25 protein-coding genes are annotated in these 25,719 nt (G+C 41.0%); 9 read left to right on the top strand and 16 right to left on the bottom strand.

Annotated features, from left to right (window positions below; translation table 11 throughout):
• Positions 1–4: 4 nt before the first annotated feature.
• On the bottom strand, positions 5–1,081 hold the full coding sequence (gene gldB, locus ACXZ1K_RS01350) for a gliding motility lipoprotein GldB (RefSeq protein ID WP_458971583.1): 1,077 nt from the start codon (positions 1,079–1,081) through the stop codon (positions 5–7).
• Positions 1,082–1,098: 17 nt separating this feature from the next.
• On the opposite strand from gldB, the gene ACXZ1K_RS01345 reads away from it, so the two are divergent.
• Both ACXZ1K_RS01345 and ACXZ1K_RS01340 read left to right on the top strand, forming a co-directional pair.
• On the top strand, positions 1,099–1,767 hold the full coding sequence (locus ACXZ1K_RS01345; protein WP_458971582.1) for a porin family protein: 669 nt from the start codon (positions 1,099–1,101) through the stop codon (positions 1,765–1,767).
• 19 nt (positions 1,768–1,786) lie between these two features.
• A complete protein-coding gene (locus ACXZ1K_RS01340; RefSeq protein ID WP_458971581.1) occupies positions 1,787–3,427 on the top strand; it encodes an NAD+ synthase in 1,641 nt (546 codons plus the stop codon).
• Here the strand turns inward: ACXZ1K_RS01340 and lnt are convergent.
• From lnt to rsmI, 3 genes are read right to left on the bottom strand one after another with little or no spacing between them, the layout of a single operon-like run.
• Positions 3,402–5,033 (bottom strand): apolipoprotein N-acyltransferase, encoded by a 1,632-nt coding sequence (gene lnt, locus ACXZ1K_RS01335; RefSeq protein WP_458971580.1) that lies wholly within the window; start codon positions 5,031–5,033, stop codon positions 3,402–3,404. The genes ACXZ1K_RS01340 and lnt overlap by 26 nt on opposite strands.
• 15 nt (positions 5,034–5,048) lie before the next feature.
• Positions 5,049–5,693, bottom strand: coding sequence for a PH domain-containing protein (locus tag ACXZ1K_RS01330; RefSeq protein WP_458971579.1), 645 nt, complete (start codon positions 5,691–5,693; stop codon positions 5,049–5,051).
• On the bottom strand, positions 5,677–6,336 hold the full coding sequence (gene rsmI / locus ACXZ1K_RS01325) for a 16S rRNA (cytidine(1402)-2'-O)-methyltransferase (protein WP_458973220.1): 660 nt from the start codon (positions 6,334–6,336) through the stop codon (positions 5,677–5,679). The genes ACXZ1K_RS01330 and rsmI overlap by 17 nt, the downstream gene beginning before the upstream one ends.
• Positions 6,337–6,425: 89 nt before the next feature.
• Between rsmI and serS the strand changes: the two genes are divergently transcribed.
• Complete coding sequence (serS, locus tag ACXZ1K_RS01320; protein WP_458971578.1) at positions 6,426–7,697, top strand: serine--tRNA ligase; 1,272 nt, start codon at positions 6,426–6,428, stop codon at positions 7,695–7,697.
• A gap of 117 nt (positions 7,698–7,814) precedes the next feature.
• On the opposite strand, the gene ACXZ1K_RS01315 is transcribed toward serS, so the two are convergent.
• From ACXZ1K_RS01315 to ileS, 5 genes are all read right to left on the bottom strand, one after another.
• A complete protein-coding gene (locus ACXZ1K_RS01315) occupies positions 7,815–8,129 on the bottom strand; it encodes a hypothetical protein (RefSeq protein WP_458971577.1) in 315 nt (104 codons plus the stop codon).
• Between the two features lie 115 nt (positions 8,130–8,244).
• Entirely contained in the window at positions 8,245–8,949 is a 705-nt protein-coding gene (locus tag ACXZ1K_RS01310) for an SIMPL domain-containing protein (protein WP_458971576.1), read from the bottom strand.
• Between the two features lie 82 nt (positions 8,950–9,031).
• Positions 9,032–9,634 (bottom strand): lipoprotein signal peptidase, encoded by a 603-nt coding sequence (locus ACXZ1K_RS01305; RefSeq protein ID WP_458971575.1) that lies wholly within the window; start codon positions 9,632–9,634, stop codon positions 9,032–9,034.
• Positions 9,634–10,017, bottom strand: coding sequence for a TraR/DksA family transcriptional regulator (locus tag ACXZ1K_RS01300; RefSeq protein WP_458971574.1), 384 nt, complete (start codon positions 10,015–10,017; stop codon positions 9,634–9,636). The genes ACXZ1K_RS01305 and ACXZ1K_RS01300 overlap by 1 nt, the downstream gene beginning before the upstream one ends.
• 79 nt (positions 10,018–10,096) lie before the next feature.
• Positions 10,097–13,507 (bottom strand): isoleucine--tRNA ligase, encoded by a 3,411-nt coding sequence (ileS, locus tag ACXZ1K_RS01295; RefSeq protein WP_458971573.1) that lies wholly within the window; start codon positions 13,505–13,507, stop codon positions 10,097–10,099.
• Between the two features lie 119 nt (positions 13,508–13,626).
• On the opposite strand from ileS, the gene ACXZ1K_RS01290 reads away from it, so the two are divergent.
• On the top strand, positions 13,627–13,896 hold the full coding sequence (locus ACXZ1K_RS01290) for an isoleucyl-tRNA synthetase (protein WP_458971572.1): 270 nt from the start codon (positions 13,627–13,629) through the stop codon (positions 13,894–13,896).
• Here the strand turns inward: ACXZ1K_RS01290 and ACXZ1K_RS01285 are convergent.
• The 4 genes from ACXZ1K_RS01285 to ACXZ1K_RS01270 form a co-directional block, all read right to left on the bottom strand.
• Positions 13,886–14,068 carry a hypothetical protein gene (locus tag ACXZ1K_RS01285; RefSeq protein WP_458971571.1) on the bottom strand — a complete coding sequence of 61 codons (183 nt, stop codon included), beginning with the start codon at positions 14,066–14,068 and terminating at the stop codon, positions 13,886–13,888. The two genes, ACXZ1K_RS01290 and ACXZ1K_RS01285, sit on opposite strands and share 11 nt — an antisense overlap.
• Positions 14,065–14,523 carry a DUF1569 domain-containing protein gene (locus tag ACXZ1K_RS01280; protein WP_458971570.1) on the bottom strand — a complete coding sequence of 153 codons (459 nt, stop codon included), beginning with the start codon at positions 14,521–14,523 and terminating at the stop codon, positions 14,065–14,067. Before ACXZ1K_RS01280 ends, ACXZ1K_RS01285 begins: the two co-directional genes overlap by 4 nt.
• A gap of 87 nt (positions 14,524–14,610) precedes the next feature.
• A complete protein-coding gene (locus tag ACXZ1K_RS01275; RefSeq protein WP_458971569.1) occupies positions 14,611–17,478 on the bottom strand; it encodes a M16 family metallopeptidase in 2,868 nt (955 codons plus the stop codon).
• A 56-nt stretch (positions 17,479–17,534) separates the two neighbouring features.
• A complete protein-coding gene (locus ACXZ1K_RS01270) occupies positions 17,535–19,070 on the bottom strand; it encodes a choice-of-anchor I family protein (protein WP_458971568.1) in 1,536 nt (511 codons plus the stop codon).
• A gap of 162 nt (positions 19,071–19,232) precedes the next feature.
• On the opposite strand from ACXZ1K_RS01270, the gene ACXZ1K_RS01265 reads away from it, so the two are divergent.
• The gene (locus ACXZ1K_RS01265) at positions 19,233–20,000 is read left to right on the top strand and encodes a phosphatidylinositol-specific phospholipase C/glycerophosphodiester phosphodiesterase family protein (RefSeq protein WP_458971567.1); all 768 of its coding nucleotides are present in this window, start codon (positions 19,233–19,235) and stop codon (positions 19,998–20,000) included.
• An 8-nt stretch (positions 20,001–20,008) separates the two neighbouring features.
• On the opposite strand, the gene ACXZ1K_RS01260 is transcribed toward ACXZ1K_RS01265, so the two are convergent.
• Complete coding sequence (locus tag ACXZ1K_RS01260) at positions 20,009–21,124, bottom strand: acyltransferase family protein (protein ID WP_458971566.1); 1,116 nt, start codon at positions 21,122–21,124, stop codon at positions 20,009–20,011.
• Positions 21,125–21,216: 92 nt separating this feature from the next.
• Here ACXZ1K_RS01260 and ACXZ1K_RS01255 point away from each other — a divergent pair, with 92 nt between their 5' ends.
• A complete protein-coding gene (locus ACXZ1K_RS01255; RefSeq protein WP_458971565.1) occupies positions 21,217–21,681 on the top strand; it encodes an NUDIX domain-containing protein in 465 nt (154 codons plus the stop codon).
• 60 nt (positions 21,682–21,741) lie between these two features.
• Positions 21,742–22,035, top strand: a complete 294-nt coding sequence (gene trxA, locus ACXZ1K_RS01250; protein WP_458971564.1) for a thioredoxin — start codon at positions 21,742–21,744, stop codon at positions 22,033–22,035.
• A gap of 102 nt (positions 22,036–22,137) precedes the next feature.
• Here the strand turns inward: trxA and ACXZ1K_RS01245 are convergent, their stop codons facing one another.
• Positions 22,138–23,160 carry an LLM class flavin-dependent oxidoreductase gene (locus ACXZ1K_RS01245; RefSeq protein ID WP_458971563.1) on the bottom strand — a complete coding sequence of 341 codons (1,023 nt, stop codon included), beginning with the start codon at positions 23,158–23,160 and terminating at the stop codon, positions 22,138–22,140.
• A gap of 234 nt (positions 23,161–23,394) precedes the next feature.
• Between ACXZ1K_RS01245 and ACXZ1K_RS01240 the strand changes: the two genes are divergently transcribed.
• Positions 23,395–23,751 carry a DUF2200 domain-containing protein gene (locus ACXZ1K_RS01240; protein WP_458971562.1) on the top strand — a complete coding sequence of 119 codons (357 nt, stop codon included), beginning with the start codon at positions 23,395–23,397 and terminating at the stop codon, positions 23,749–23,751.
• Here the strand turns inward: ACXZ1K_RS01240 and ACXZ1K_RS01235 are convergent.
• Positions 23,748–24,428 (bottom strand): RNA polymerase sigma factor, encoded by a 681-nt coding sequence (locus ACXZ1K_RS01235; RefSeq protein WP_458971561.1) that lies wholly within the window; start codon positions 24,426–24,428, stop codon positions 23,748–23,750. The two genes, ACXZ1K_RS01240 and ACXZ1K_RS01235, sit on opposite strands and share 4 nt — an antisense overlap.
• A 150-nt stretch (positions 24,429–24,578) precedes the next feature.
• Here ACXZ1K_RS01235 and ACXZ1K_RS01230 point away from each other — a divergent pair, with 150 nt between their 5' ends.
• Positions 24,579–25,706 carry a FecR family protein gene (locus ACXZ1K_RS01230; protein ID WP_458971560.1) on the top strand — a complete coding sequence of 376 codons (1,128 nt, stop codon included), beginning with the start codon at positions 24,579–24,581 and terminating at the stop codon, positions 25,704–25,706.
• Positions 25,707–25,719 lie beyond the last annotated feature (13 nt).

The following is a 25,719-nucleotide window of genomic DNA, read 5'->3' as shown; positions in this document are numbered from 1 at the left end:
GGTATTATTTAGGTTTATACTTTGACAGCGTCAAAATTTTCTGTGCATCCTTTTCGTCCATTAGTTGCTGGAGGCTCACGTTAGTATTTTGCTGCATGTATTTTCTCACAATTTGCCAGCCAATCCAAACGCCAAGCTTGGGTGCGGATTCGTTCTTGTTTCCCAGACCTGGTGTAAAAGGCCCTTCACTCAGGTACACTTGTATTTTTTGGTAGTCAGTTTCAAACAAGAGGTTGTTTTCCAGGAAAAACCCCCAAATGTCTGCCTGATAGGTATTACACCATTCCATTTGTCTTGCAGAATAGCCAATTTTTATAGTGTCCTGGACATTATCATTCAATACCTTATCCATAAAATAAAGGATTTTACCGTTTTGGATCATTTTAGATAGCAGTGTCCTGTCCTCATCCTTTTCCGGGAAAAGCTCCTCGCGTGCAAAGGTTTCAGTCAATCTCGGTACCACATATTCTGGAGAGAAACGGCGAGAAAGATAAATTGGTACGCTCTGTACAATCGCTTTATAAAATTTGCTGTTTCGGCCCATAAACATATCCAAACCTATACCAATGTAATCATCCCCAATTGGAGTTTGAACAGCAAATCCGGATATAAAAGAAATAAATTGGGGTGTTTTAGACTTTGGGTAGTAATATTTGATGTATTTAAATGCCTCAGTTAAATCAGCCTCCAGATTGCTTGTGTTGGAAAAGGCAGACTCCACCTCGCTATTAAGGTCGGTATATGCCTGGTCCTTATAAAGCGTTGATAGAATTTGCGTGCCACTATAGCTGCCGTCTCCCACCATTCTGTTAACATAGTCTTTATAAAATGCTCCATATTTATCACTCAGCATTGCATCTGTTTTCTCAACATCTTTTCCTTTCCCGTCAATCAAATCCTTATCAAACCTTTTGATGGTAATATGAAGTGGAATTCCACTTACATCTGGTTTGGTTTGTTGTTTGCAGGAACTGAATACGGCCAGACTGACTATAGCAACTATGACAGCGGTGTGAAATGGCTTAATAGCTTTTAATAGAAAAAATAGATAGCTTTGGCGGAATAATAGCTGGTACAACATTAAGAACAAATATAATTATGAAAAGAACATTTATAGGTTTATTGCTTTTGTTTTTTACAGGGAGTGTATTTGCACAAGATTCATCTTCTCCCTATTATGGGTTTAGATTGGGTTTAACAGCACATCCAACAATTGGCTGGGTAAAGCCGGAGGTTGGTAAAAGCGATGGTGTTTCTTTGGGTTTCTCTTATGGTTTAATGGGCGATTTTAATTTCACACAGAATTATAGTTTCGCAACCGGAATTACCGTCACTACTATAAATGGTAAGAGTAAAGAGGTCGTTACCACAACCCCTGCGGGAGGTACTCCTTCACAAACGGAGTACGGATTAAAGTACAAAATGCAATATGTCGAGATTCCACTTACATTAAAGCTAAAAACTGTGAAAATAAACAATGCGCGTTATTATGGGCAGTTCGGTCTATCCAACGGAATCAATATCGGTGCTAAACAAGATACCGAATTGGCGGGTAACAGTGTTTCGAAGGATGTAAAAGTTACGGACGACATGAAATTTTATCGTGCGGGTTTGATTATTGGCGCGGGTGCAGAATTCGATATCTCTGCAAATTCCAGCATAACTACCGGGCTTACCTTTAACAATGGTTTTACAGATATTACCAGCGATAAAAATACTACGGTCAAAAATCATTATATCAGTATAAACTTTGGCGTGTTTTTCTAAATAGATTTACCAATTCCAGATGAAGATAGCCCTTGCCCAACTCAATTACCACATTGGAAATTTTGCAGCCAATACCAGTAAAATTATTGATCACATTAACCTTGCTCAAGAACAAGGAGCAGAGCTGGTTGTATTTGCTGAACTTGCGGTATGTGGGTATCCAGCGCGTGATTTCCTGGAATTTGAGGAATTTATTGCGTTATGCCATAGTGCTGCGTTAGAGATCGCTTCACATTGTAAAGAAATTGCCTGTATCATTGGTCTGCCTGTTAAAAATTCAGAGCTGGCCGGTAAGGACCTTTATAATGCCGCCTATTTCATAGAAAATGGCGAAATTAAAGCAACTGTAAAAAAGGCCTTGTTGCCAACATATGATGTGTTTGATGAGTACCGCTATTTCGAGCCAGGTATTTTATTTGAATGCATTAATTTTAAGGGAAGGAAAATTGCCCTCACCATTTGCGAAGATTTGTGGAATATCAATGACAATCCGCTATATGTATCCAATCCAATGGATCAGCTCATCTTACAAAAGCCAGATTTGATGATCAATATAGCCGCTTCACCATTCTCGTATTTCCACGACGATGAGCGCATGGTGGTGCTGGCCGATAATGCAAAAAAATATAATCTGCCATTATTATATGTCAATCAGGTTGGTGCGCAAACAGAAATTGTATTTGATGGTGGTTCGCTTGTATTTGATCGCAACGGCGATTTACTGTGCGAGATGAGCTATTTTGAGGAAGATTTGCAAGTCTTTGAAGTGAAAGACGGCCATGTAGTTGGTCATGCACCGGTTATACATCAACCAGTTTCTGATATTGAACAGATTTACGAAGCGCTTATTTTAGGAATCAGGGATTATTTTGAGAAATCGGGTTTTACCAAAGCAGTGCTGGGACTTTCCGGGGGGATTGACTCTGCAGTGGTATGTGCTCTAGCATGCCGGGCGCTTGGCGCGGAAAATGTAATGGCGGTTTTAATGCCTTCAAAATATTCTTCAGACCATTCCATTCAGGATGCTATGGATCTGGTAAGAAATTTTGGTTGTACATATGAGATCATACCCATAAAGGAAGCCGCAGATACATTTGACAGGATCATGGAGCCCGCATTTAAAGGCCTGCCTCCTAACCTCACCGAAGAAAATATTCAAGCCCGCTGCCGCGGATTAATTTTAATGGCGATGTCCAATAAGTTTGGGTACATCTTATTAAATACCTCAAACAAAAGCGAATGTGCTGTAGGCTACGGTACACTTTATGGAGATATGTGCGGCGCGATCGGGGTGATTGGAGATGTGTACAAAACCCAGGTCTTTGAATTGGCAAGGTTTATCAATAAAGATGGTGTGATGATTCCCGAAAACTCGATCAGCAAGCCACCATCAGCAGAATTAAGGCCTGATCAAAAAGATTCAGACTCTCTGCCAGAGTATGATGTGCTGGATAAAATCCTTTTTCAATACATAGAACAAAAGCAAAGTTCTACAGCAATTATCGCTCAGGGATTTGACGAAGCCCTGGTCAAAAGAGTGATTAAAATGGTAAATAATGCTGAATTCAAACGCTATCAAACACCTCCCATACTTCGGGTTTCTCCAAAGGCATTTGGGATGGGCAGAAGAATGCCTATTGTAGGGAAGTATCTTTCTTAAACGTAGATTTTAGTTTACTAAAGCAAACGAATAAGGCCAGTAGTCCCCCTAACAGGTATGAAAAAATAGCAATCAAGTCGCCATTTCGCACGTAAAAAGTCAGCTCATCGTTCATGTTGATGTCGGCTTTTAATGCTGTTCTTGTCCACCACTTAGTTTGCTGTGTAATGTCTCCTTTTTGATTAATAATTGCAGATATGCCAGTATTGGCCGATCTAACCACGTAACGTCGGGTTTCTATAGCACGTAATTTTGCATATCGCAAATGCTGGTCCTTACCAGAAGTATTTCCCCACCAGGCATCGTTAGTAATCACCGCAATAAACTGAGCATTGTTTTTAACAGCCTCTCCAATCCAGCTGCCCCATAAAGATTCATAACAAATTACAGGCACCACACCGATGCCACTGTAAGCATAGAATACTCCGGGTTTATCTTGCCAACCCCAGCCGCCCATTGTTCCTCCAAAGCCTTCAAATATGGGTCCTAGTACTGAAAGTGCGTTTGGAAAGGGCATCTTTTCTACGCCAGGAACCAATTTAGATTTATGGTAAAATTGCACGTTTGCCGAATTTTCTATTTGTAATGCCGCATTATAATTATCCAGAAAGCCGCCATTCGAATTCACCTTTGCAGATACTGTTTCTTTATCGTTGTACAACTTTACGCTTTCAATTCCGGTAATGATCGTTCCGTTCTTGTATTTACTTAAAAAAGATTGCGCTGTGATGAACTCAGCACTGCTCCTTATACGGTCTTCAACGGTAGGTTGTGGAATTGCGGTTTCCGGCCAGATGAAATATTCTGTGTTTGGCTGAGCTAAGGAGTCAGAAAGCCTAGTGAGGATGTGAAGTTGATCCATGCTAGACATGCTGGTGAATTTCTCATAAGGATCAATATCCGGCTGCACTACCACAACATTTACCGGTGCTACTTGCTCTGTGTATTTATAATAAGAAGTTAATGAAATCGCAACCGGAATAATGATCCATATCAACCATATTGCTATGGGCTTTAATGCAGGACCGGGCTGTATTACCTTTTTGTAGGCTTCAAAGGCCAGGATATTACTGATTAGGATCCATGCAGAACCCCCGTAAACGCCTGTATATTCATACCATTGTGCCAGTTGATGCATGTCCGAAAGACCGTTCCCCAAGGTCATCCACGGGAATGACAAATCCCACGTTTGGTGTAAGTATTCCATGGAGATGTAAAAGGTCACTAAACCTACATAAGCAATCGTTCTATTCGCTATCCTGCTCAATCTGTGGTACATCCAAAAGGAGAATGTCATGAGTAATGCACCCAAACCATAAGGGATGAGGGATACTAAAATAGAAGTGAACGGATCGTTGATGGCACTAATTGCATTATAAACCCAGTAGATTGATGCCGTGTTCCAAATTACAAACGTTAGTCCCGCAAATAGAAATACCCTTTTTCCTTTTTTAGGTCGGGTGTCATTTTGAATGGAGTTAACTACTATTAATAAAGGTACCAGTCCTACCAAAAGCAGGGGCGTAGTATACGGAATTGGCGGCCAGGCCAACCACATCAAAAATGCACTGGTGATGGCCAGTAATAGGGGGTGCTTGGCGTTCATCTAGGCTAAATAGAATTATAAGGTGTCAAGAATATTTGCTTTTTTAGCTTCATATTCTTCCTGTGTAATCAGTTGCTTATCATACAAAGTTTTCAACTTCCTAAGTTTTAGCGTTGCTTCATCTTCCGGCTCTTCCTGGGGCACAACTGCTGGTGGAGCAAAAACTTCTGGTTCCTTTGCTGGTATGGGTTGCTCTTCAACAACCGCGTTGACCGTCACTGGCGATGGACTGGAGCGTTTTTCATCTAATTCGCTTTGATGCAGTTGCTCTTTAAAGTTTTCTAATTGTTCATAGGCAGCCTGATACAGTTTTCTGGCTTGTACCTTTGGTATATATTCTGTGATGATATTTTCGCCGTGTTGCGGAACGCAAATAAATTTAGAACCAAAAAATTCCTCTTTAAAAGAAACCTCTTTAATGCTTTTCCAGGAGATGTCTTTAAAATTCATGGTAATCCCAAAATTACCTGGCTCACAATAAAACAAACGTTTGGTGCTCACTGCAATACAATCTGGCAGCAAATTAACAGCAGGTTTTTTTTGTACAGCAAGATAAATCAGTTCTTCATTGCTGCTCAACATGTCATTCAATTTGCCCAATACCCTTTCAACAGCTTTTGGGTCTTGTTCGTCACTTAAAAATCTATCTATCAGTATCATTTTTTCGTTTTTGTTTTTTAGGTTCGGCTCCTGCAATACAAATTACGAATTCTCCTTTTAATATATTGTTTTCGTAATGTGATTTAATCTCTAACAGCGTTCCCCTAACCGTCTCTTCATATAGCTTGGTCAGCTCTCTGCTTACCGATGCCTGTCGGTCTTCGCCCAGGTATTGTGCAAACTCTTCCAATGTCTTTAGCAGCCGGTGCGGACTTTCATACAGAACAATTGTCCGGTCTTCCCCGGCCAGCTTTTTAAACCTGGTTTGCCTTCCTTTTTTTACCGGGAGAAATCCTTCAAAAACAAAGGAATCAGAGGGTAAGCCTGAGTTTACCAATGCCGGTACAAAGGCAGTAGCACCCGGCAGGCATTCTACTTGTATGTCGTGTTTTATTACCTCTCTTACCAGGAAAAACCCAGGATCTGAAATAGCCGGTGTTCCTGCATCAGAAATTAGGGCAACATTTTTTCCCTCTTTCAGAAATTTAATAATTTCAGATGTTGCCTGATGTTCGTTATGCTGATGGTGGGAGTAGGCCTTCTTATCTATGCCAAAATGTTTAAGCATTGGCGCACTGGTACGTGTGTCTTCAGCAAGAATAATGTCCGCCTCTTTTAAAATCCTTATGGCCCTAAAAGTCATGTCTTCCAGGTTCCCAATTGGGGTTGGAACAAGAAATAGTTTGCCTAATAACACGTAACTCTTATTATCTTTGTTCAAAATATCAAATAATGCTGCAAGTTAATTATATCCGCGAAAATAGAGAGAAAGTTTTAGAACGATTAAGCGTACGCAATTTCAAACAACCTGAATTGGTAGATGAAATTATCAACACTGATGAAGAACGCAGACAAATTCAAACTTCGCTGGATAACCTTTCTGCAATTGCCAATTCCGCTGCAAAACAGATAGGCGACTTAATGCGCAATGGCAAAAAGGAAGAGGCAGAAGTATTAAAGGGGCAAACAACTGCAAATAAAGATCAGCATAAGAAATTATCAGATCAACTGGCTGCTGCAGAGCTCAAATTGCACAACCTCATTGTTCAGCTCCCTAACCTTCCACACCATTTTGTGAAAACGGGCAGTACAGCTGAAGAGAATGAAACTGTGTTTGTACATGGTGCGCCCGCAATTTTACCCGAAAATCCTTTGCCTCACTGGGAACTGGCCGCCAAGTATGACATTATTGATTTTGAACTGGGTGTTAAGATTACCGGTGCTGGTTTCCCTGTTTATAAAGGGAAGGGAGCAAGGTTACAACGCGCTTTGATCAACTTTTTTCTTGATCATGCCACAGCTCAGGGCTATCGTGAGATGCAGGTACCGCATCTTGTAAATGAGGCCTCTGGTTTTGGTACCGGACAGCTACCAGATAAGGAGGGGCAAATGTATCATGCCGGGGTAGATAACTTATTTCTTATCCCAACGGCTGAAGTCCCGGTGACCAACTTGTACAGAGATGTTATCCTCAAGGAGGAGGAACTTCCTGTAAAAAATACGGCCTATACGCCTTGCTTCCGTCGCGAAGCCGGATCTTATGGGGCACATGTACGCGGACTAAACCGTCTTCATCAATTTGATAAGGTAGAAGTTGTTCAGGTGGTGCACCCAGATCAATCTTACGAGGTATTGGAAGAAATGAGTACTTACGTACAATCGCTTTTACAGGAGCTTGGCTTGCATTACCGCGTATTGCGCCTATGTGGTGGAGATATGGGCTTTACGGCTGCTATGACTTATGATATGGAGGTTTGGAGTGCAGCTCAACAGCGCTGGCTCGAGGTTTCTTCTGTTTCAAATTTTGAAGCCTATCAAAGTAACCGCCTAAAGTTGCGATTCAAAGGTGCCACAGGTAAAACGCAATTGGCGCATACCTTAAATGGAAGCGCTCTGGCATTGCCAAGGATTGTGGCTTCTCTGCTAGAAAACAACCAAACAGAGAAAGGGATTAAGATTCCTGAGGCACTCGTAAAGTATACAGGATTTGAGTACATTGATTAGCAGTAACTTTTTCTATCCGTAAATGGCTTCGTAGTTCTTCTAAATCAAATATTTGTAACGTAAAAAGGCCTCCAAATGGGGGCCTTTTTCAATAGGGTAGATGATAAAAATTTTATTTTATAAAATTAAGATCAATAATAAAATGATGATGATAATTGCACCAACAGAAAGATAAACACCACCGCTCATTGCACGTGCTTGTTTTTTCATTTCTTTTAGTTCATTACGCAACTCTTTTCTTTCCGCTTTCGTCAAGTTAGATTTATCCATTGCTTTGATTTCTTCAACGCGGTTTTTGATCAGTTGCAACTGAACTTGTTGTTCAGCAGTCATCTCTGTTTTCGCTTTGTCTTTCGTCTCTGCTGCAGATACTGTGTTTGCGCTAATTGCCAATGTAAAAATCAGCACTAAGGAGTAAATTAATCTTTTCATAATCTTTTAGGTTTTGTGATACGTGGAGATAATATCAAAAAGCCTACCAAAGTTGTTTGGTAGGCTTTTAAACAGTTTTCTTTAAAAAACTGTATACTGTTTAAGTCAATCAAGATTATTTAATCTCAAAAACCGTATTCATAATGTAGCTCAGCTTTATTTTTTTGAAATCTATTTCCGGAGCAGGTGCGGCCATATCTGCACTTTCCGCTTTCATCATCATTACGTTTGCGCGGTACATTGGTTGTGGATATTGCTCGTTGTTCACCTCCTGTATATCAATTACGCTACCCAATTTATCGCCAAGTGCCTCCACCAGGTAAGCAGCTTTTACTCTTGCAGCCAATAAGGCTTTGGTTTTAAGCTCTCTTTTTAGCGACTCAATTTTAGAGTAGTCATAGCTTTCCACATTGGTATAAGCAATCCCTTTAGCATCAACAGCGCCAATAATCTCATTCCATTTGTTCAGGTCTGTTACCTTTAAGCGGTATTGTTTGCTGGCCAAAAAATCCGGGTTCTTTTTCTTTTCAGTGGCATAGTTATAACTAGACAGGTTGTTGATCGTTAGATTATCTTTATCCAGTCCGGCTTTTTGAACTGCAGAAAACAATTGGTTTTCCAGGGTAGTAATGTCAACCTTCTTCTTGCTATTGTTGTCTTTCAGGTATTCTTTCAAGGAAATGCTTAAGTAAATAATATCAGGGGTAACTTCCATTTCTGCAGTACCACTTACACTTATTTTTTTTCTAAGATCTACTTGTTGGGCCATCGCGCTTACACTTATCAAAGCAACGAAGGCAAGGGTTAATAACTTTTTCATAATATTTAAATTTTCAATTGTGTTTGATAGATAGATGTAATTATCATACCAATTCCACAAGAAAATTTATTTTAATTTGAAATTATTCCTCAACTACCTCATTGTTAGGGCCTATTTCTTCTTTAACATCCTCCTTGAAATACGATTTCTGGAAAATTAAAATGATGATTACCCCAACTGAAATTGCAGCATCAGCTATGTTAAATACCGGTCTGAAAAACACAAACTCCTCTCCGCCCCAAATAGGCAGCCATTGAGGAAAATGTCCATCAAGAATTGGGAAATAAAACATATCTACAACTCTTCCGTGGAACAGCTCCGCATAACCATATATCTTTCCATAAATTACAGAATCTATGATATTGCCCAATGCTCCCGCAAAAATCAATGCTACGTTCAATATCAATCCACGATGATATTTCTTTTGGATCAGATGGTGTAGTCCGTAGCCTATTCCGGCCACAGCAAATATTCTGAATAAGGACAATGCAAGTTTACCAAATTCGCCTCCAAACTCCAGTCCGAAAGCCATCCCGTTATTCTCCGTAAAATGGATAATGAACCAGTTGCCAATAATTTTAAATTCCTGGCCGATGTACATATGGGTTTTGATCCAGGTTTTTAATACCTGATCTGCCAGCAACACCAGAAATATGATCAATAAAGGTTTAGTATACCCCTTCATTACGACTGCTTCAATTTAGCTTCCATACTCAAAGTAGCATGTGGTACCGCACGTAAACGTTCTTTTTGAATCAATTTTCCAGTCTCCCTGCAAATGCCATACGTTTTGTTTTCAATGCGTACTAAGGCAGCTTCCAGGTTTTCAATAAACTTTTTCTGACGGGCGGCCAGTTGATTCAGTTGTTCTTTTTCCAGCGTCGCAGATCCATCTTCCAGCGTTTTATAGGTGCCTGAAGTATCTTCTGTTCCATTAGAATTTGGACTGCTTAAGGAATTCGTCAAATCAAGAAACTCTTCTCTCGCCATTCGTAATTTCCCTTGGATCAGCTCTTTAAATTCTTGTAATTCGCTGTCAGAATACCTTGTTTTTGTAGATTTTTCCATCTTTTTTAAGTTGTTTTTGACGGGGTTGTCATGATTAATCTATTGTTTGATTTGGAAAATCATGACGGTTCCATGTTAATTATTGTTTTGAAACCAAAATTTGTAATTCAACATTATCGATCACTATTTTGTTTCCGTTATCTATGCTGTCTGCCAATACAAGCTCATCCGCTAAAATTTCGGAGCAAATGTAGGCTTTATTTTGCGCTACTGCTTCTGCAATCAAGTTATGCTTCTGTAAAGCCACGTTAATTCTGTCTGTCACTTCAAAATTTAATTCTTTCCTTAAATTTTGAATTCTATTGATCAGTTCTCTTGATAATCCTTCCTGCTTAAGCTCGTCAGTAATGGTTACGTCCAACGCTACTGTTAAACTTCCCAAATTGGCCACCTGCCATCCGGGAATGTCCTCAGCCATTATTTCCACATCACTTAGCAAAATCACATATTTATCATCCAGGATGCTGATCTCACCATCGCTTTCCATTTTTGCAATATCATCCTGATTAAACCCGGAGATAACCTGGGCTACGGCTTTCATATCTTTACCGGCTTTCTGACCAAGGGCCTTAAAGTTGGGCTTGATCTTTTTGGTAATAAACCCGGCAGTGTCCGTGATGTACTCAATGTCTTTGATGTTTGTTTCCGACAGGATCAACTCTTTTACCAGGTTTACCCTTTCAGCAAATTTACTGTCCAGTACAGGTATTAAAATCTTAGCCAGAGGCTGACGGACATTGATGCTTGTTTTTTTACGAAGTGATAAGACCATTGAAGATATATCTTGCGCTAGTCGCATCCGTTCATTCAGTTCTTGATCTATCAGTTCGGTATTTGCTTCCTTCAAAATGGTCAGGTGTACCGATTCCAATTTCTCACCGCTCTTTCCTGCAGTTAAGTTAAGGAACAGCCAGTCAGCAAAGAAAGGAGCAATCGGCGCCATCAACTGCGAGATGCTCATCAGGCAGGTATAGAGGGTTTCATAAGCAGCTTTCTTGTCATCGGTCATCTCACCTTTCCAAAAGCGGCGGCGTGATAATCGGATGTACCAGTTGCTGAGGTGTTCATCTACAAAGGATTGGATCGCTCTTGCAGCCTTGGTAGGTTCATAAGCATTGTAACTTTCGTCAACTTCTGCAACCAGGGTCTCCAATAACGATAATATCCATCTGTCCAGTTCTGATCTTTCAGCTATTGGCGTCAAATTTTGTTCATCAATGGCAAACTGGTCTATATTCGCATACAAAGCGAAGAAAGCGTAGGTATTGTATAATGTTCCAAAAAATTTTCTTCGTACTTCCGCTATCCCTTCAATGTCAAATTTCAAGTTGTCCCAGGGATTCGCATTCGAGATCATATACCAACGCGTTGCATCCGCGCCGTATTCCGCTATAGTTTGGAATGGATCCGCAGCATTGCCCAGTCGTTTAGACATCTTTTGGCCATTTTTATCCAAAACCAGCCCGTTAGAAATCACATTTTTATAAGCAATTTTATCAAAAACGAGGGTTCCAATGGCATGCAGCGTATAAAACCAGCCTCGTGTCTGATCCACACCTTCCGCTATAAAATCTGCCGGGAAATCTTCATTACCATCAATTTTCTCTTTATTCTCAAATGGGTAATGCCATTGTGCATAAGGCATCGCACCAGAATCAAACCAAACATCAATCAGGTCTGCTTCCCGTTTCATCGGTTTGCCAGATGGCGATACCAGCGTAATTTCATCTACAACATTTTTATGCAGATCAACCAGCTCGTAATTCTCGTCAGACATGTTTCCGATTTCAAATCCGGCAAATGGATTGGATTGTTGAAATCCCGCTGCTATAGATTTTTCAATTGCATGGTAAAGTTCTTCCACAGAACCAATCAATACCTCTTCCTGTTTATCTTCAGTACGCCAAATTGGTAGCGGAATGCCCCAATATCTTGATCGGGAGAGGTTCCAGTCATTGGCATTCTTCAACCAATTGCCAAACCTGCCTTCCCCGGTTGCTTTTGGCTTCCAGTTAATGGTTTCATTCAGGTCAAACATACGGTCCTTAATGTCTGTCACTTTAATAAACCAGGAATCAAGCGGATAATAAAGTAATGGCTCGTCAGTCCTCCAGCTATGCGGATAGCTGTGCACATATTTCTCTACCTTAAATGCGCGGTTTTCTTCCTTCAGTTGTATCGCAAGCTCTACATCAACAGATTTATCAGGAGCTTGTCCGGCATCATAATATTCGTTCTTTACGTATTTGCCTGCGTATGGCCCAACATGTGCGGTAAAACGTCCCTGTAAATCAACCAATGGAATAGGGGTACCGTGTTCATCCAGCACCAACATTGGCGGTATCTCTGGTTTAGCCTCCTTCGCTACCTTCGCGTCATCTGCGCCAAAAGTAGGAGCAGTGTGTACTATACCTGTACCATCTTCAGTAGTTACGAAATCACCAGAAATTATACGAAACGCATTTTCAGCATGTTGATACGGCAATGCAAACTTTAACAATTGCTCATACCTGATTTCCACCAGGTCCGCACCTTTGCATTCCCCTAAAATCTGGTAAGGGATATTTTTATCTTCCGACTTAAAGTTTTCAAAGTCGGCAGTTGTATTACTTTCAAAAAAACCTTTGCCAAATTGTTTGCCCACCAGGTTTTTAGCCAATACAACTACAATTGGCTGGTAGGTATATTGATTGAATGTTTTAACCAGTACGTAATCAATCTTTGGTCCAACTGTCAGTGCAGTATTCGAAGGCAACGTCCATGGAGTGGTAGTCCATGCTAAAATGTAAACATCTTCAACCGCATTTGCCAGGCCAAATGCCTTACTTATGGCTTCTAAATAAGCAGGTAACACTTTAAATTGTGCCACTATGGTTGTATCAGATACATCACGATAGCTACCCGGCTGGTTCACCTCGTGCGAGCTCAATCCTGTACCTGCTTTTGGCGAGTAAGGCTGTATGGTATAGCCTTTATAAATTAAACCTTTGTTATAAATTTCTTTGAGCAGCCACCATACTGTTTCCATGTATTTGGATTTGTAGGTAACATAGGGATCCTTCATGTCTACCCAATAGCCCATCTGCTCAGTAAGGTCGTTCCATACGTCGGTATAACGCATCACCGTCCGTTTACAGGCCTCGTTGTATTCTTCTATGGAAATGCTTTTTCCGATGTCTTCTTTAGTAATGCCCAGTTCCTTTTCAGTACCCAGTTCTACAGGAAGTCCGTGCGTATCCCAGCCCGCCTTTCTTTTAACCTGAAATCCTTTAAGGGTTTTGTACCGGCAAAAAATATCTTTAATGGCACGTGCCATTACGTGGTGAATACCCGGCATACCATTCGCAGAAGGCGGACCTTCATAGAAAGTAAACGGATTTGATTTTGGTCTGCTGGAAATGCTTTTCTCAAAGATGTTTTCCTCCTTCCAAAAATCAAGTATCTCTTTCCCTATTTTAGCTAGTTCTAATTGTTTAAATTCCCTATACATCAATCAAGTATCGTCAAAAATTAAGGATGCAAAGTTAGGGTTTTTGATTGAGAAATTGAAGCAGATATTGTGGTTTGATTTTTGTTTATATCAATGTGTTGTACGCTAATATTTTCAGCATGATACGTATCTTAAAACTTCAAAAAGCAGTAATCGCATTTGCACTGGGTGTATTTGCACTAATTGCCTACAAAATAATGTCAGAACAAAAGAATGAAAACAGTTCTTTCGTGCTCACGTTGGCGGGATTCCTGTTTATTGCGGGGTCATTGATGCTTATTTACCCCATTCTCTTTGGTAAAAAGGATAAGAAAGGTAATATAGAACTAGACCCTGAAAAAAAGGAGTTGATGGCCGAAGAAGAGCAGGAACAGACTGCTACTTCTTAATCGTAATGGTCCTTCCCGTAACCAGGTTAAATTCGTAAATTCTGTACAAACCATCATCGCTAATCAGTATTTCTTCAACCAGACCGGTTTTACTAAAAGTATCCGTTACTAAACTCCCTATTTTAATATCCTGTAATACGTCTGATGGCGTATCTTGATTTAATCTGATCATACCCCGAATTGTTTCAAATGATGATCCAGGTGCTTATAAAACATATTGTTCCATTCCATTTTATTGAGCGGACCAAAAGAATGGGATACTTTTCCGTCAAATTCACGCTCACCCAATTGCTGGGTTTTTTTGATGTAGTCAATTAGCCTGGTTTTCTCTAAATTAAAATCCTTTTGTTCCTTTATGATAAAGGCTGGGGCAGTAGGGCTGCTTGGCTTGTAAGGCGTTTCGCTAACTACTTTTCCCTTAACTAAAAATTTCAATATCATTTTCATAAAGCCATTCGGCTTTGGATGGAAATCATCATAGACCAGTTCGTAACTCACATTACAATGGGCCAGCATCTGGCTTACGCTCATTTTTCCCCACATTGCAGGGCTTTCAGGTGTCAGTTCCTGAATTCTTTTAATCACTTGATCTGAAACTTCAGCAGCAAAAATATTTGGTAAGGACATGTTGGTCTGTTTGGTCTAATAAATATAACAAAACTTTGGAATACAAAAAAGGCTGTCCGGATTGGGACAGCCTCAAATTAGTCCTGTTTATTTCTTCTCTGGCATCAGTACAAATCGTATGTAATTCTCTGCATTTAAGTATTGCTGGGCGGCCGCTTTGCTGCTTTCCACAGTTACTGCATTTACTTTTTGCACATAAGCTTTATTCTGATCTAAGTCGTCGCCATATTTTAAACGGTTTGACAGATACCCAAGCCAGTACCCATTATCACGAAGGCTAAGTTCATATTGGCGTACTTCTTCAGATTTGAACTTGCTGATGTCGTCTGCAGATGCACCGCTAGTCCTGATCTTACTTACCTCATCAAGTGCAGCAGCAATTAGTTTCTCCACATTTGCAGTGGCACAGCTAAATGAAATCGTGACGTAGTAATGAGCATTTGGATATTTTTGTAAGCTCAGGCCAACATTCGGACTGTAAACACCGCTTTCTTTTTCACGCAAACGCTCTAATATTTTAATCTCTAAAACGGCTTTAACTGCGTCAAGCTGGATGTTATTGTCCATGTTGTATTCGTAGTCGCCATGCAGGTACAGTTGCACGGATGCTTTATCTTCCAAACCTTTGTAAACCGTCTTCACCACCTTTCCTTTTGGAGGTCTGATGCCGTTGTCCACAAAGTTTTGTTTCTTGCCTAATGTAGGTAAGCTTGCCAAATAGGTTTCGATCAGCGGCTTTATTTTCGCCAGATCGAAAGCGCCAACAACTACGAAAACTTGTTCTCCATTGTCTGCAAACCTGTCTTTGTAAAAAGCAAAAGCCTTATCCAGCGTAATTTTATCCAAATCAGCAAGTGTAGTTGGAAGTGATCGCTTGTTGTATGAGGAAAGTACCGACTGGATGGTGTCAGAAAATACGGCATTTGGGTTCGCGTTTTTATTGGCAATGACCACCCTGCTGTCCGACATGTTCTTGTTAAATATTTCAACATCTTTGCGTGGCGTAGTTGCATAAGCATAAACCAATTGAAAAGCAGACTCCAGGTCTTTTGGAGAAGCGCTTCCGCCATAACCCTGGTAAAGGTCATCAATGTATGATCCTACCCTGGCGGTATTTCCGGCGAGAAGTTTATTTAGCTGGCTCGGATTAAATTCTCCAACTCCACTTTGAGAGATGATTTCGGCTTCTTCTGCAGAGTTGTAATCGGCATCACTAGCCAGGGAATAACCTCCCTTAGAAAATGAGCTGAACAATACCTGGTCGTTCTTGAATGAGGTCTGTTTTAGCACCACTTTGATGCCGTTGCTCAAAGTTAGCTCTGTTGCATCAATGGCATCAATCTTCTTTTCACTAACAATTTTACCTGCAACTGGCTTGTTGGCAATTAGCGGTTTATTCACGGTATTGTCTACATAAGCCACTATTCCGTTTGCGGCATTCTTTGCGGCATTCAGCAGTTGCGCTTCTGTTGGTAAAGTTGCTTTGTCTTTTTCAGGAGCCTGTACAAGGATAATTTGATTCTCTTTTGTAATCAGCGTTTTGGCCAATGCGTTTACCTCAGCCAATGTGGTGTTTGCCAAAATGTTCTTCGTCTCCGCATAGTCCCAGTCCATAGAAGGAATTGCACTTCCGTTCAGGAAGTTATCCTGATACTCCTTAACGAATTTAATAGAGGCAGTTTTATCTTTTTCCAGGTGTTGTTTTTCATTTCCTGCAAGGATATTCTTTTTTACCACATCCAGTTCTGATTGTACAAATCCATATTTGCTCATGCGTTCATTTTCAGTAAGGGCAGCTGTAAGCGCTTTCTCAAGTGTTGCGCCTGAACTGGCCACTGCAACCGTCTGGTAAGCGTTAATGCCAGAAACCAGACCGCCCTGGTAGGCAGAGTAGCTACTTTGAGCAAATAGAAACGGTGCATTACCTTTTTGTAAAATCTCCTGGAACCTTGCACCGATCATGTTATTGATCATAGACATGATGATTTCCTTTTTATAATCTGCTACGGTAGTGGTCACTTTGCCGCGTTGTTTATAGATCACTGTTGCAACATTATACGGCTGTTCAGGATCAGTAATAATTTTTACCAGCGGCTCTTTATTGTCAGGCAGGTCATATTTCAACCTCGGTTTCGGGCTCGCTGGATTTCTAAGTGACGTAAAGTTGTCTTTAATTAATTGCTCTACAGCGTTTACATCAAAATCACCAACAGCAATTACAGATTGCAGGTTCGGTCTGTACCAGTCTGCATAAAAGTTTTTGATCTTGTCGTAAGTAAAGTTCTGTAGTATATCAGTTTTTCCAATGGGTATGCGGTTTTCATAACGGGAACCTTTAAGCAATACGGGCAGCAATTGTTTGCTCATCCGCTCTTGCGCATTTTTTCCTCTTTGGCGGTCTTCTTCTATAATTACGCCCCGCTCTTTATCAATTTCATCACCTTCCATCAGCACTTTTCCTGCCCAATTGGCCAGTATCTTAAATCCGGCTTTGAAAAGCATGGAACTATCCGTTGGAATTGGCAATTGGTACACGGTCTCGTTAAAGCCGGTATACGCATTTAAGTCTGCGCCAAATCGTACTCCTGCCTTTTGCAGGTAATTGATCATTTCATTTTTCGGAAAGTCTTTCGTTCCGTTAAATGCCATATGCTCAGTAAAGTGAGCCAGGCCTTGCTGATTGTCTTCCTCCATCAGTGAACCTATTTTATTAACGAGGTAAAGTTCTGCCCTGTTTTTAGGTTCCACGTTTTTACGGATGTAATACGTAAGCCCATTTGGTAATTTACCAATTCTAACGCTGGGGTCCTGCGGAATCACTGCAGATCCGTTGTTTTTTGATGCAACCGGAGCCTTTTTTGCTACTGTTGTCTTTTTTTGTTGTGCTTCAACCGAATTGCCTATTAATAAACAGCAGGCAATTGCGTAAATGACAGTACTTTTTATAATTTTCATTTGAAATAAGTTAATCGGGATAAAATTAATCTATTATCCCGATTAACTGTTTATTTCTAGATAGTTTTTGGCGTATAAACTTTAATTACCCCGTCGCCTTCACTGCTTACTACCAACAAACTCTTTTTAGTTGGGCTGTTCTTTGCTGGTATAAATAGCACTCCTTCCGGAGCATCCCCACATTTTAACAATTGTAAAAACACAGGTTTTGTGGGTACAGTCACATCATATACCGCAACAGCATCTGCACGCTCCATTCCAACAAAAGCAACTTTTTTTGTGCCAACTGTTCCAATGGTTATTCCCTCAGGCTCAACGCTTTTGTCATCGCTTCTTCCATCATCATATACTCCAGCCGCTACGGTTTTGGTATCAAGTTCATTCTTGCTGTCGAAAACCTGGCTTCCAGTGCTTCCGTTCCAAACACTGAAAGAACGTGATCCTAGTGAATAAAGTTCATCAAGGTCGCCATCCCCATCGGTATCACCCAGTGTAGTCGTAATGTTAAGTCTGCCAAGGTTGGCATCTAGTTTTAAGGTAGCTGCATTAGGGAAAGCAGTTGGATCTAGTTTTACGCCGTTATTTTTTACACGGAGTATTTCCGAAAAGCCATCATATTCCCTGGCATCACCTTCATTGGCTGTAAATAGATATGGAGTTCCGCCATCTTCTAGTACAGCTATTCCATCTGGAAGATACATTCCCTTAATATTCCATTTTGCCGGCTTGTATCCATCCAAATCACTTGGGTCTATTTCGTTGCCAGCAACGCTATAGTCTTTAAAGCCTAGAGGAAAAATATTGGTGATGTTTTTACCAGAGATATCTATTTTAGCAATCGCATTGTTTTCCTGCAGGGTCACCCAGGCCGTTTTCGAATCAGAAGAAATGGTGATGTATTCAGGCTCTATGTCTTTTACAAAGTTATTACCCGGACCAAAAACCCTAAATCCTTTTGCTTTTAAAGCGGTCAGTTGTCCCGCCATTGAAGAGAAATCAAGGGTAGTTACGGCATAGTTATCCGCAACAGCTATAATAGATACTGTTCCTGCCGGATCATTCGTGTAGGCCGCATTTGGTTCACCTTCATTAGCAGAAAGGATAAATTTCCCGTCCGGCGAGAAGGTCACCATATCCGGTAACGCACCTACAGTAATTTCGGCTATTTTAGAATTATCACTGGTCTTAAACACCACTATCTTTCCATTGGCCTGTTTATCTGTTGCTTGTATTGCGGCTGCAAGTTTACCATCACTTACGCTCAAACTGTTTACAGCTCCGCCAAAAGGCACCATGCTTATAGAACCTATGGATTTCATTGCAGCCGGATCTTTGAAATCAATAATTTCAATCTGGTTTAACTGATTGGGCAACCCTTCATTTTCGTTTCTAACTACGTACAATTTGCTGGTTGAGGGATCAAAAGCGGTAATTTCAGCAGCACCGGTTTCACCCACATCAAACGATCCACTTTCTACGAAGCTTGCAGCATCTTCATTCACGAAAAATCCAGGTTCCTCAATCATGGGCTGATCTTTTTTACAGCTGATCAAGGCAATTATTAAAAAGCCAAATAGTAGGTTTCTTTTCATTTTTATGGTTATAAATTAAGTTGCGAAACTATCTTCATCAAATTACCATAGCTTAAGTTTTAGGTTATGTTTGTGTTAAAAGCAAGCTTACTTCCCAGCGATTTCATAATTTGATAACAGGCAAAATGCTGGCGCCTAAAAGAATGTTCTTACCTTTATCTGGTGAGGAATTCCATATTTTTAGTGCTGTTGCTAATTGGTTTTGGTGCAGCAGCTCAGCAAAAAAGCAAAGGGCATAGTCATAACGATTACAATCAATCGTCTCCATTCTATACTGCATATGCTGCGGGAATGGCTTCTATTGAAGCAGATGTTTATTTTAAAGGAGGAAAATTGCTCGTTGCGCACAACGAAGAGGACACTGATCCCGCGCGCAGCCTGGAGAAGCTTTACCTGATGCCTATCGCAAAAGCTTTTAAAGACAATAAGGGTTATATCTATTCCGATAAAATCAAAACCTTACAGTTACTCATTGATGTGAAGACCAACCATAAAGAGGTACTTGCAGAACTGCTAGCCGAGCTTAAGCCGTACCTTAAATTTTTTGATCCAGGCATAAATAAGCGCGCCGTTAAAATTTTAATTAGCGGTGATGTTCCTTCGCCAGCTAACTTTAAGGACTATCCCGACTATATCTTTTTCGACGGGCGTAACACAAATGTTTATAGTCCTGAGCAGCTTAAGCGTTTGGGTATGGTAAGTGAAAGCATCAGCACTTTCAGTTCCTGGAATGGTAAAACTCCATTGCCCGCGGAGGAAAAACTAAAACTTATGGAGGCTGTAAAAAAATCTCACAGCTGGAATAAGCCCTTTCGGTTCTGGGGTACGGCAGACGACAAGCGTACCTGGCAAGAGCTGGAAGGTCTGGGTGTCGATTGGATCGGTACTGATCATCCAGAGCAGCTGCGCTTATTTCTTAACGCCAATTAGGTTTATTGCTAAGCAAACCTTTTTTGCAGCCATTTCCGAACCGGCTCATCATACCATTTCAATGCGGCATAGGCCAATACTACGGCACCAATCAAAATCATTAAAGCATAAGGCCATGCCTGCGCCATGGTTATTCCTTTGTTATTGCTAACCCAGGCTACGTAGAAATAAACAATCGGGTAATGTACCAGGTAAAGGGGGTAGGAGATGTCACCTAAAAATTTGCAGACCCTTTGCTCTTGCTTACTTTGCATCATACCACTGGCGCCAAGGTAAACAATTAGCGGAAAAACGATGATGATACAAAGCGAATCATAGATCCCATTCATCCAAATCTGCCCTGCGCCTCCAATTCGTGGCATATACAATACGATCGCCACAAGAATACTACACCATAAAAAAGCATTTTTAATCCGGGTAGGTTTGGCCAAACGGGAAAGCAACAATCCGGCAAAGAAAGGATACATCACTCTTGTTAGTCCTATCCGCACCTGCGGTACATTTAAAGTCCAGCCTCCACTCACATCACCATTAGTGATCGCCAGGTGAGCCAGGGCAATGGCAGCGATGCCGACTAATATACTCAATGCTGTTTTGGAAAATTTCCTGATCCATACCGCATATAGTATATTGGCAATGTATTCGAAAAATAACGACCAACCCACACTATTCAGCGGATGCATTTCTTCCCAGCCACGGATGTCCAGAGATAGTGGCACAGGCAGGATGGTGTAACCGATCAACATCACCAGCAGCATCTTCCATAAGGGAATTGTATGAATGAGCGGCCAAAGTGTTGAATCTGTAAAATAAAATCCAATCGCACCAAGGGTCATCCCCAAAACCACCATTGGTTGCAGCCTAATAATCCTCCGTTTAAAAAAGCCACTAACTGTCGTCTTGGTCCAGCGATCGTCATAAGCATAACCAATCACAAAACCCGACAACAAAAAGAAAAAGTCTACCGCCAGGTAGCCGTGATTAACCCATTTATCTAAATTGCTGGTAGAAAAAGGTTCGGCCAGGTGAAAGGTCACCACTATAATTGCGGCAATTCCGCGAAGTCCGTCTAGTATTGGGTAGTGTGGTTTGGCGACCAGTTCATTGTTTAAATTCGTGCTCATGCGAGGGGCTGTAAAATTGCAATTTGTAAAAAATACATCACATGAGGAATAACCTTGCTAAACAATCCTGTTACCTTCATGTTATAAATTCGATGAAGAAAAGCTTTGGTATTCTATTGTGCAGGTTCATTGAGAACGGCATTCAGTTCCTTCTGGTTCACCCGGGTGGTCCATTTTGGAAAAACAAGTACAATGGAACCTGGTCCATACCAAAAGGAGAAGGAAATCCCTATGAAGATCCCCTGGATTCAGCAATTAGAGAATTTGAAGAGGAGACAGGGTATCGACCATCTGGTAATTTTATTGAACTGAACCCTATCATACAAAAGGGAGGTAAGCAAGTTTTCTGCTGGGCTTTATCTGGTCAGTTTGATCCTGCAACATTGGTCAGCAATAGCTTTGATTTAGAATGGCCTCCAAAATCCGGTAAGACAATGCATATTCCTGAAGTAGACGAAGCTGGGTGGTTTGGTTTGGAAGATGCCAAGTTAAGGATTAATGAAAAGCAGATTCCTTTGTTATATGATGCAGTCGCCCGGCTAAGCAAAGTGGTCTAAGCAAACCATTTCCATCCCTTAGGTGTTAATTAGGAGAGCTATTCATTAAGACATAACAACATGAACTTTCAAGAGATAATCAATCAGGATAAACCCGTTTTAATAGATTTTTTTGCCGAATGGTGTGGCCCTTGCAAAGCGATGGCACCTATGCTTACTGATTTAAAAAGCAGGGTAGGCGAGAAAGCCAGCATCATTAAAATTGATGTCGATAAAAATCAGCAGGCCGCAGCAGCTTACCGTGTAAGTGGCGTGCCCACGCTCATTTTATTTAAGAATGGTAAAATCCTGTGGAGGCAATCTGGCGTAGTCCCGGTGGCCGACTTAGAGAGATTAATTCAAAGTAATTTATAATTTTCAAACATTCATGCACTTCATTTGTTAATACTAATGAGAGCGTTAATTTAGATGACGGGGAGTAGTCTTAGGATTATTCCCCGTTTCTTATATCTATTATTAGCTGTTCTTATTTACCAAGGGTATGACTTTCGTACCAATCAATTCTATCGACTTCATCAATTGCTTATGGGTTAGTCCGGCATTGTCCATCTGGAACGTGAAGCGGTCTACACCTCCTAAGGCTTCGCTGTGGCGCAATAGTTTTTCTGCCACCCGTTCAGGGCCTCCAACTACCAATACACCTCGCTCCGCACTTAAACCATCAAACTGTTCCCTTGTTACGGCTGGCCATCCACGTTCCCTGCCAAGTTTGGTCCACAGTTCTGCATACCCAGGGTAATAATCTGCAATGGCTTCTTCATCGCTGGCAGCAACATAGCCTGGCGAATGTAAGCCAACTTTCAATTGATCTGGAGTAAATCCTGCAGCCTGTCCGGCTTTACGGTAAAGATCAACCAAGGGACGGAAACGGTGTGTTTCACCGCCAATAACAGCAACCATTAAAGGCAATCCTAAAGTTCCTGCTCGCACAAAAGATTCAGGTGTTCCCCCAACGCCAAGCCAAACCGGTAGTTTTTCCTGCAACGCTCTTGGATATACTGGTTGATTGTCCAATCTTGGTCTGAATTTGCCAGACCAGCTTACAAACTCCTGGTCACGTACCTTCAATAACAAATCCAGTTTTTCTTTAAATAAAGCATCATAATCGTTCAGGCTAAAACCGAAAAGAGGGTAAGCCTCTACGGAAGAGCCTCTGCCAACAACCAGCTCAGCGCGACCCTTCGATATCAGGTCCAATGTGGAAAAGCTCTGGTAAACACGCACAGGATCTGCGGCGCTCAATACCGTAACGGCACTGGTTAGGCGAATACGTTTCGTGCTTGCTGCTGCTGCGGCCAGTATCACGACAGGCGCAGAGTCCAGAAACTCTTTTTTATGATGTTCGCCGATGCCGAAAACATCGAGCCCAACTTCATCAGCCAGAACAATTCTTTCTAGTAGTTGCTCCATGGCATCAACACTACTCAATGCATTGCTGCCGTACATTGCCGAGGCAAAGCTGTCTATTCCAATTTCCATAATTCTATATTCTGTAAACAAATGTAAACCTGAAATTCCGGTGCCACATTGATCTATGACAAGAAATGGTTAGGCAAGCTTCATACAGACAATAAATTAGCGTTTATTGTTTTAGTTCGAATCTTCATTATCTTTAGGTATGAAATTATTCAGACTAGCAATGCTGATCAGTCCGCTTCCGGACTTTGCAGACATGGCTAGCTTTATTGATAAACACATGCAATCACTTTCCAAATGAACACGCACGATGAACGCATGGCCAAAATGATCTTTGGCTCGGTCTATCCGCTATATTTAACAAAAGTGGAAAAAAAGGGGCGGACAAAAGCAGAATTGGATCAGGTGATCACCTGGCTCACTGGTTTTAATGAGTTACAAATCAACGCGCAAATTGAAAAACGTAATACTTTTGAAGAGTTTTTCAGTCAGGCCTCCCTTAACCCTAACGCTGGCCTAATTACCGGCTTGATCTGCGGTTACAGGATAGAAGATATTGAAAATCCACTTACTCAAAAAGTCCGCTACCTGGATAAACTGGTTGACGAGTTAGCCAAAGGGAAGAAAATGGAAAAAATATTGCGGGGCACCTAGGTTTTAAAAATCCTGCTTGAATGTTGTTTTGATTTCGGGTTGTCAATCGACTTCGCAATTGAGTTGCCGTAAGAACTGCTGAGCAGCAAGGAAACAACAACCGAAGTGGTAATCGGCGTGTAATTTTTAAGGTTTAGTCTGAGATGATGTAACGCAGCGGTAATTTGGTTTTCAACACTTCTTTTGGAAATGTCAAGCCTTGCAGCGATTTCAGTATTACTCAGATTTTCTTGCCTACTGAGTAAAAAAATCTCTTTACAACGTTTTGGCAGGGATTCTAAATATCGGTTAATCTGGCTTTTGAGCTCTACAACGCCTATGTTTTCCTCCCCATCGTTAACTGAGTAGGTTATTTGGTTTTCGAGAGGCTCATCTGTGAAAACAATTTTATTAGACTTTCTCCTCTGGTGCAAGACTTTATATACCTCATACCTTGTACAAGCTTTAAAATAACTTTTAAAATCCTTGATATCAAGAGATTCTCTTCTTAACCAAATGTTCAGGAAAATGTCTTGTACAATGTTTTCGCAGGTGCTTTCATCATTTAGGTAATGGCCTGCGGTTGCTAGTAATGTAGGCAAAAAACGGTTGAAGATCAGCTTAAATGCACGCTCATCGCTATTTTGGATAGCTTCCCAAATTATATCGTCGCCAGCATCAGAGTCAAACAGTTTCATGCGTTCAAATCTCAGCCTTCGAAATAAAGATTTTGTTAATTCTTCATGAACATATCGGTCATTTAAGATGGCAAATAATGACTGCAATTTTTTTAAGAAAATTAAGTGTGTACGGGTCGTATTTATGCTCTATAGGTAAAAGTACAACGCATGACGAAAGACGAATACTTAGCATTATATAGAAAATCACTTCGGGGAAATTGCAGCGACCAAGAATTGGAGCAACTTGAAAACTACACCGATGATTTCGAACTGATCGAGAGTAGTGAAATAAATGCAAGTCAGCACCAGAGAATATATACCAACCTCCAAAAAGCAATAAAGGGGCGGGAGAAAGTTAAGTTACTAGGCTATTGGTCCAGGGCAATATCAGCCGCGGCAGTGTTGACGTTCGTCCTGCTAGGCGTAATATATTTAATTTATGTAAAAGATAAGCGTACGGCAGCCCCAGCATATGCGGTTACAAAAAAATCGGCTGTCATCCAACCAGGTACTAACAAAGCAACTTTATTGCTCAGCAACGGACGGACAATTGAGCTCAACAGTGCGGCCCCCGGACAAATTGCATTAGAAAATGGTACTGAAGTCATCAAAAAAGAAGGGGATATACTTTCTTATAGCGAAGGTTCTACTGTCTCAGAAAAAGTAGCCTATAATACCATCTCTGTACCAAGAGGAGGCCAGTATAGCCTCGTATTGCCCGATGGAACCAAGGTTTTCTTGAATGCTTTAAGCACGCTACGTTTCCCAACAAAATTTACTGGTGATACCCGGGAAATAGATTTTTCGGGCGAGGGATACTTTGAGGTAGCTAAGAATCAAAACATGCCCTTTTATGTAAATACACAAGATATGAAAGTAAAGGTACTGGGCACACACTTCAATTTGATGGCCTATAAAGACGAAGCTTTTGTTAAAACTACATTACTAGAGGGAAAGGTAATGCTTTCGTCAGCCGAGGCAAATGCCTATCTGATTCCTGGTCAACAAGGTGTTTTCGCCTCAGGGAAATTTAAGGTTGGAGCGGCAGATATAGAACAGGATTTAGCGTGGAAGAATGGCTATTTCATTTTCAATGGAGAAAACCTCAATTCTATCATGCGCAAAATTTCGAGATGGTACGATGTTGATATCACATATGCCAATCACAATCCTAATTTGTCTTACACTGGCGCTGTCTCCAGATTCAAAAATATTACTGAAGTACTTAAAGTACTCAGCTTAACGGGAACCGTAAAATTTAGCGTCGAAGAAAGGAGGATTACTGTAATCAACTAGCCTTTTCAAACCC

This window comes from Pedobacter jaeyakensis (assembly GCF_054461315.1).
This window is presented reverse-complemented; position numbering and strand designations above follow the sequence as displayed.

Coding starts and splice junctions, on each gene's coding strand:
- gldB (WP_458971583.1), bottom strand. CDS start 1,081: ATGTTGTACCAGCTATTATTCCGCCAAAGCTATCTATTTTTTCTATTA.
- ACXZ1K_RS01345 (WP_458971582.1), top strand. CDS start 1,099: ATGAAAAGAACATTTATAGGTTTATTGCTTTTGTTTTTTACAGGGAGT.
- ACXZ1K_RS01340 (WP_458971581.1), top strand. CDS start 1,787: ATGAAGATAGCCCTTGCCCAACTCAATTACCACATTGGAAATTTTGCA.
- lnt (WP_458971580.1), bottom strand. CDS start 5,033: ATGAACGCCAAGCACCCCCTATTACTGGCCATCACCAGTGCATTTTTG.
- ACXZ1K_RS01330 (WP_458971579.1), bottom strand. CDS start 5,693: ATGATACTGATAGATAGATTTTTAAGTGACGAACAAGACCCAAAAGCT.
- rsmI (WP_458973220.1), bottom strand. CDS start 6,336: ATGACTTTTAGGGCCATAAGGATTTTAAAAGAGGCGGACATTATTCTT.
- serS (WP_458971578.1), top strand. CDS start 6,426: ATGCTGCAAGTTAATTATATCCGCGAAAATAGAGAGAAAGTTTTAGAA.
- ACXZ1K_RS01315 (WP_458971577.1), bottom strand. CDS start 8,129: ATGAAAAGATTAATTTACTCCTTAGTGCTGATTTTTACATTGGCAATT.
- ACXZ1K_RS01310 (WP_458971576.1), bottom strand. CDS start 8,949: ATGAAAAAGTTATTAACCCTTGCCTTCGTTGCTTTGATAAGTGTAAGC.
- ACXZ1K_RS01305 (WP_458971575.1), bottom strand. CDS start 9,634: ATGAAGGGGTATACTAAACCTTTATTGATCATATTTCTGGTGTTGCTG.
- ACXZ1K_RS01300 (WP_458971574.1), bottom strand. CDS start 10,017: ATGGAAAAATCTACAAAAACAAGGTATTCTGACAGCGAATTACAAGAA.
- ileS (WP_458971573.1), bottom strand. CDS start 13,507: ATGTATAGGGAATTTAAACAATTAGAACTAGCTAAAATAGGGAAAGAG.
- ACXZ1K_RS01290 (WP_458971572.1), top strand. CDS start 13,627: ATGATACGTATCTTAAAACTTCAAAAAGCAGTAATCGCATTTGCACTG.
- ACXZ1K_RS01285 (WP_458971571.1), bottom strand. CDS start 14,068: ATGATCAGATTAAATCAAGATACGCCATCAGACGTATTACAGGATATT.
- ACXZ1K_RS01280 (WP_458971570.1), bottom strand. CDS start 14,523: ATGTCCTTACCAAATATTTTTGCTGCTGAAGTTTCAGATCAAGTGATT.
- ACXZ1K_RS01275 (WP_458971569.1), bottom strand. CDS start 17,478: ATGAAAATTATAAAAAGTACTGTCATTTACGCAATTGCCTGCTGTTTA.
- ACXZ1K_RS01270 (WP_458971568.1), bottom strand. CDS start 19,070: ATGAAAAGAAACCTACTATTTGGCTTTTTAATAATTGCCTTGATCAGC.
- ACXZ1K_RS01260 (WP_458971566.1), bottom strand. CDS start 21,124: ATGAGCACGAATTTAAACAATGAACTGGTCGCCAAACCACACTACCCA.
- ACXZ1K_RS01255 (WP_458971565.1), top strand. CDS start 21,217: ATGAAGAAAAGCTTTGGTATTCTATTGTGCAGGTTCATTGAGAACGGC.
- trxA (WP_458971564.1), top strand. CDS start 21,742: ATGAACTTTCAAGAGATAATCAATCAGGATAAACCCGTTTTAATAGAT.
- ACXZ1K_RS01245 (WP_458971563.1), bottom strand. CDS start 23,160: ATGGAAATTGGAATAGACAGCTTTGCCTCGGCAATGTACGGCAGCAAT.
- ACXZ1K_RS01240 (WP_458971562.1), top strand. CDS start 23,395: ATGAACACGCACGATGAACGCATGGCCAAAATGATCTTTGGCTCGGTC.
- ACXZ1K_RS01235 (WP_458971561.1), bottom strand. CDS start 24,428: ATGAAACTGTTTGACTCTGATGCTGGCGACGATATAATTTGGGAAGCT.
- ACXZ1K_RS01230 (WP_458971560.1), top strand. CDS start 24,579: ATGACGAAAGACGAATACTTAGCATTATATAGAAAATCACTTCGGGGA.